We start from the raw sequence: 6,481 nt of genomic DNA, 5'->3' as shown, positions 1-6,481 counted from the left end.
TGAGCATATCACTATTGGACCAAATACTGAAATATGTGTTGTGCGTAATCAAAGGATAGGACGGCGCTAGCTGCTTCTGGGCCGTGGAGGCCGCGCAAAAACACAAAGCCATCAATGTAAGCTTGCCTTTATTCAAAAAGATTCTTGTTTTTTTATTCATCATTTTTTTAATTATCAAAGTCAGGACGATCACCAAAATTTATCATCCTCTTTTTCTATACAGGAGTCACCCTATCAACGTAAAGCAGCTACTTCCCCCAAGAGATTATATTAAATTTAAGGCAATACCTCCTCCTCTTTTATCTTCTGCAAACGCTTTCTGTGTCAGAAAATAAAGAATGTTAGCATTATAATAAGAGATTATTTATTTACCTAAGAATTATATGTTAACCGCAACAAAAACCGATTTGCGGTTAACATATAATAGAAGATTAAAGTGATACTTTCACGACGTCGGAAAAAATCATATCATCCACACCAACTATTTTAAGCCCAATGCGTGCATAAAAATAGTTTTGCCCAGCTATCCCAATGTTGGCATTCGCAATATCGGTAGGTATTTTTCCCGTAAAAGAAAGATTGGACATATCGGTAATATCACCCCCATTAATGGCACTACGTACAACATTGTTATTGTCGTCAACAAAATTGGTGCGATTTACATATAACGCCACGTATTCTATATCCTTAGCATTCGCGTCTGTAATAATTTTTTTAACTGAACAAGTAGCCTTTACTACCGAGTCCGACCCGATGCTAAACTTCGCATCGTCAATCATATAATATGGCGTCACTTCTATATCCATCGTCTTGTCGCCATTCAATACTAATGGAATCGTATCGGAATGAGTATCTGGATTTTCTATACTCATAAATGGACCTTGAGAAGTTGGTATCACCATTTTGTAATTACCATTGAATAATAAGGCGGAAAAGGAACCATCCTGATTAAAGAACACGTTAATAGCACCACTTTTCCCAAATCCTGATTGCCATAGTTCGAAGTAGACAGTACCACCATTATTATTTTTCAATCCTAAAGGAGTGCCCTGATACACCACTCTTCCGGTAAATTTAGTGCTAGGAGGAGCATAGTTGTCTTTTTGACAAGCATAAAAACAACTCATCAGCCCTATCATTATAAAGAATTTTTGATAAACTTTTATGTATTTCATTTTTTATAATTTTAATATTCAGCGATGTTTTTTAAAATAGTTTGCGCAAAACATTGCTTATTGGTTTGGATTTTTCACGATTTTCGGGTTGTTACTTATAATTCCCTGATCTATCTGAGAATAATAATTCCCCAATTGGAAACTATGAGCAGCCGTCACTTTAATTGGCTTCACAATTTTGTAAATCCATTTACCGTCATTTGGACTACCCGGCTGATAAATTTTATATGGCCACATTCCATAAATCATCGTGTTAGGAGCAGATGCCTTCCCGATATTATTGATTAAGTCCTGTGCTGAGATTTGTTGACCATTCCAGACTTTATCTGCAATACGCCAGCGTTTGTTGTCAAATAATTCATGGCCTTCGAATGCAAGCTCGACCCGGCGTTCATGTACGATTCTATCGAAAGTAATATCCGAAGCTGTTAGAGGCGTAGTGATGCCCGCACGAGCGCGCACCTGGTTTAAGAACAAGGCAGCGGAATCATCATTACCCAAGTCAAATTCATCTTCTGCTATATTCAGCAACACTTCCGCGTAACGATAACGGATCCACCAAACTTCACTCTGTGTACCTATTTGTCCTGAACCAGTCGCAGGATCCATAAACTTGCGTACATAAAAACCTGTTTGCGCACTAAATTCTAATCCATCAATCGGACCAGAAAAGCCCACTACCTGCTCTTTAAAAGATTTACCCGGTAATTGTGCTTGGCCGCCAAAGGAGCCAGAAGTAATTATTTTATTCCCATCATTTGGTAAAATATACCCTGCCCATATATCAACATCTTGACCTTTAAACTGACTGCCTGGCAATATAAATGTACCAGCTAAACGCGCATCTCGGTTAGCAAAAATATCACCTTCATTTGTGTAATCACTGTCCGTATTAAATGAGGCATAGGTTCCATTCAGCTTCTCATATTTTAAGGCGAGGTTTAATGACGGGTTTATCCGTCCCCCTTGAGCTTCTTCTGCAGTAGCCCGTGGCTGGTTATTTAATGTCCAGCTTTCAACTGTACCACTTTTTAATTTAAAATTTTGAGCGAAAATTACCTCCGGATTATTCGACTTATCGTAGAATAATGCTGCAAAATTAGTGGCTAGGTCATCTGGATGTTTCATATACAAACTATATTTACCATCTTTAATCAATTCGAGTGCCGCATCTCGGGATTTCTGATAGTATCCGGCGGCTCTTGAAGCAGGAATTCCAACTTCACCACCTGATAGGGAAACCGTAGGCGTACTTGCTCCATATTTTGCAATTGACGCAGCATATAAAGCTGCACGTGACTCCATAGCTAAACAAACTCCTTTTGTAGCTCTATCTTGGATAGACGGATTGTCGGGCAAAATATTTTTAGCTGTATCCAATTCTGATAAAACAAAATCGTATACTTCAGATTCCTTTGCTCTGGGGTGTTGCAGATAAGACGGATCTCCACTATAATCATAAGTCAGCGGCTCAGTGATGATTGGTACTCCTCCCATACGTTTTACTAACTCAAAATAATTAGCTGCACGCAAAAATCTCGCTTCCGCTACAAATTGTGCTTTGTCTGCATCGTCAATCTTAGTCGAAGCTTGACAGTTTTCAATAAACAAATTGATGTTTCTGATATAATCATAGTTCCATAAACTCCACCAATTATATGGATAATTGATTTGCTGTACACGCCAATAGTTACCAGCTTCCGATGGAAATGCTTCATCAAAATTTGTAAATTCCGCCCAATTGGTAATAGTTTGTTGATCTACGTAACCATTATATAAAGTAGCTAAAACAGATAGGGCCAATTCCGGACTTGAATAAACCTGATCAGAAGTCAATATGGAAGTAGGTTCATTCGTCAGGAATTTTTTATCATTACAGGCTGTCATTAATAACGACGCTGCAATAGTTACAAAAAATATTTTCTTCATTTGAAATAATTTAAGTGTTTTTAAAAACTAAGGTTTACACCTACATTGATATATTTGCTCTGAGGATAAGTCAAGCCATTATCATCTGAAATTTCAGGATCAATCCCATATTGATGCACATTATCAATTGAAAATAAATTGCTCGCATTTACATAAAATCTGACTTGTTTAATATTTACTTTATCCAGGATAGACTGTGGAATTGAATAGCCTATTTCTATATTACGACAACGGAAGTATTTTACATTCACAATCCAGAAAGTAGAATTTTTGTTGTAGCTATTCCCTCCACCATCATTAAAACGAAATGGAGGATATTTTCCCGGGATCCAAGGACTGTTCGCATCAAATATATCTTGATGATGCCAATGATCTTCAGCAAATACACTCTGTAAGGCTCCGCCGTTTTGGAACGGCCAACGCATTTCCCAATTGCGATTAAAAGTATAGCCAGATCCATAGGAGAAATCTATATGTACATCTAACCCATTCCAATTGGCAGACAAATTAAGACCACCATTTATAATAGGATTCCTACCCTCTCCCCAACCAATTGGTCTCGTGTCATTACCATCAATCACGCCATCACCATTCAAATCTTTATATATGATATCACCAGGTAATAATGTTTTGTTTCCCTGGCCGTCTTCATTTACAGGATAGTTATTTATTTGCTCTTGAGATTGAAATTGTCCCTGAGCGATATAACCCCAGAAAAGGTTTTGCGGCCTATTTTCTCCACTCGAAAAATATTGATCTAAGGAATTAAAAAACCTTGGCTTATAACTAGAAACATTCCAAGGTCTTGAAAAAGACAAATTACCCGCTACATGAAAATTTACCTTTTTGATAGTGCCACTATAGGAGATAGATCCATCTACACCTTGTACTTTGTCCTGAATCTGCGATAAGCTTTCATTAGGCAAACCATATCCCAATTCGTTAGGTAATAAAACATCATATTTCTGACCGGGCAAATCGGTTCTTTCCCTTCTAAAATAATCAAAAGAACCGCTAACTTTATTATTAAATAAGCCATAATCCAACCCAATATCCAACATCTTACTCTGTATCCATGAAATGCTCGTAACAGGAATACCTCTATATGCTGAAGTAATTATTGGAACACCATTTAAAATGGCTGGATTGCCACTATTATAGTTATAGGCCTCTAAATAAGAAAACTCGTCAATTGGTAGGTTTCGGTCGTCACCGGTAATACCATAAGAGGCCCGTAATTTCAACTCATTTACTATTTCAGGCTTTACTATTTCCTGAAAGAACTTCTCTTTTGTAATACGATAACCTACTGTAGCAGAAGGGAAAGTTCCCCATTTATGCGCAGGAGACAAGATAGCTGATGCGTCTCTACGACCGGCAATATCAACATAATATGTGTTGTCATAGTTATAACTAATGCGACCTACATAACCAATTTTGGAAGTGGTTACATCACCATCATCATAAGTATCCATTGTATTGAAATAAATCAATGGCAGAATATTGGTTGTTGGAACAGAGTGCAACCAATTGTTCATATCCTGCCTTCTGGTCCGTTCATTCACAAAAGTTAGATTTATATTGTGTTTCCCGAAGCTACGTACATAATCTGCCTGCAATTGAATATTAGACGAGAGAATCGTTCGTTGTCTTCTTTCCCGCCAAGGATTGGAACTTCCACCTGTTCTAACATAGGTACTATCTTCCGGATGAAATGTATATGCATCATATGTATATTCGTGATTATTCAACAATTCATTGGCATAATAATAAGAGAACATTCCTTTTAGCGTAAGACCTTTTAAAGGTGTCTCATAGGAAGCATTTAAATTAGTTTGCAATACGCGCCAAGTATCTCTGTATTTACCTGAAAGGTTAGTATTTAGCAATCCCCAGTTTTCGTTGTTATGCCCTATGTCATTTAAATAAGCCGGGTTATCATTTGCAAATGGCCTCTCCCAGGGGGTATTACGCAAAATAGCAAAACGCGCTTCCCAATAATCATCCGTTCCAGGAACTCCCGGGTTTTGGCGGTCTTCAACGCGACCGTTAATCTGTGCACCTATTTTTAAGCGCTTGGTAACTTTTGCATCAATATTACTTTGAATATTAGTGCGATTAAATTTATACTCCCTTCCTAAAACGGAATTTTGAAAAAGATTAGTTGCAGAGACATAATAGTTGATTTTATCAGAGCCACCGGTAAAGTTCAAATTCAAACTATTTAACGGCGCATTTTTCTTCACGATAAAATCGTACCAATCAAAACTTTGGTAACCGGGTGCCGTACCTGCCTTGTATTTCGCCAATTCTTCCGGTGAAATAATGTTGTTTAAATCATGTTCATTCACAGCAGCCTCTACTCGACCTTTCTCCCAGCCATATAAATCTTCTGTTTTTGGGAACCGTGACCAGTTCTGCCAACCAGTATAGGCATTTAAATTAATACGACTTGGAGACCCGAGTTTTCCTCTTTTGGTCGTTACCAAAACTACTCCGTTTGCAGCCTGTACTCCATAAATAGCAGCGGAAGCATCTTTTAGTACCGAAATTGATTCAATATCATTAGGTGCCAAATTATTAAATTGTCCTTCATCTTGTTGTATACCATCGATGATATACAACGGTGTTCCCATATTCCTAATAGATACAGAGGCACTTGCCCCTGGGCGACTATCCGACATTCTGAAGGTTACACCTGGAATTTTTCCGGCTAGCGCCGAACTTACTGTGGAGCCATTGTGCGAGTCTTCCATGTCCTTGCTGGTAATAGTAGAAATAGCGGCATTGACATTTTCTTTTTTACGTGTTCCATAACCGATTACTACTACATCATTCAAGGAGCTGTCGGCGGCTTGCACCAATTTAATCGTTAAATCTTTTTGGTCCCCCAAGTCTATTTTCTGAGAAAGATAACCAACAAAGGTAACAAAAATTGAAGAGCCCTTTTCCGCTTTTAATGCGAAAGAACCATTTTCGTCCGTTACTGTTCCATTACTTTTTGAGCCAACCACGGCTAAAGAAACGCCTTGCATAGGAACGCCGCTATTATTGGTGACTGTTCCTCTATAAGTTTGCCTTTCGTTTTGAGCATTTGTGCGACTAATTCCCAGTGTCATCAATAACACCAGCATTACAGGAATCATTTTGGGGGGCCACTCTGTAAGAGCGCGCCACTTTTTATTTTTACTTGTATGATTTGAGTTCATATATAATAATTGAGGTTTTAAAACTTGTTTAATACACTTGCTTTCTACCAATTTTTGAATATTGTATTTAACTGCACGCATATTTACCAGTTGAGATAGTCGCTTTCAATTAAATAATATTCAGGGAACTTCCGATCTGTCCCTTAAACATCTTTAATACTATAGTAA

At 37.8% G+C, this 6,481-nt stretch carries 3 protein-coding genes; all 3 read right to left on the bottom strand.

What is annotated here, in order from left to right; genetic code table 11:
* Positions 1–431: 431 nt before the first annotated feature.
* From ACQR30_RS16015 to ACQR30_RS16005, 3 genes are read right to left on the bottom strand one after another with little or no spacing between them, the layout of a single operon-like run.
* Positions 432–1,175: a DUF3823 domain-containing protein gene (locus ACQR30_RS16015; RefSeq protein ID WP_429736766.1), complete on the bottom strand. Its 744-nt coding sequence runs from the start codon at positions 1,173–1,175 to the stop codon at positions 432–434.
* A gap of 57 nt (positions 1,176–1,232) precedes the next feature.
* Complete coding sequence (locus tag ACQR30_RS16010) at positions 1,233–3,104, bottom strand: RagB/SusD family nutrient uptake outer membrane protein (protein ID WP_429736765.1); 1,872 nt, start codon at positions 3,102–3,104, stop codon at positions 1,233–1,235.
* A 20-nt stretch (positions 3,105–3,124) separates the two neighbouring features.
* Positions 3,125–6,313, bottom strand: a complete 3,189-nt coding sequence (locus ACQR30_RS16005) for a SusC/RagA family TonB-linked outer membrane protein (protein ID WP_429736764.1) — start codon at positions 6,311–6,313, stop codon at positions 3,125–3,127.
* Positions 6,314–6,481: the final 168 nt, after the last annotated feature.

It is taken from the genome of Arachidicoccus sp. (assembly GCF_050436765.1).
Classification (GTDB): domain Bacteria; phylum Bacteroidota; class Bacteroidia; order Chitinophagales; family Chitinophagaceae; genus Arachidicoccus.
Note: the sequence above shows the minus strand (reverse complement) of the source record. Positions and strands in the feature narration are given on the sequence as shown.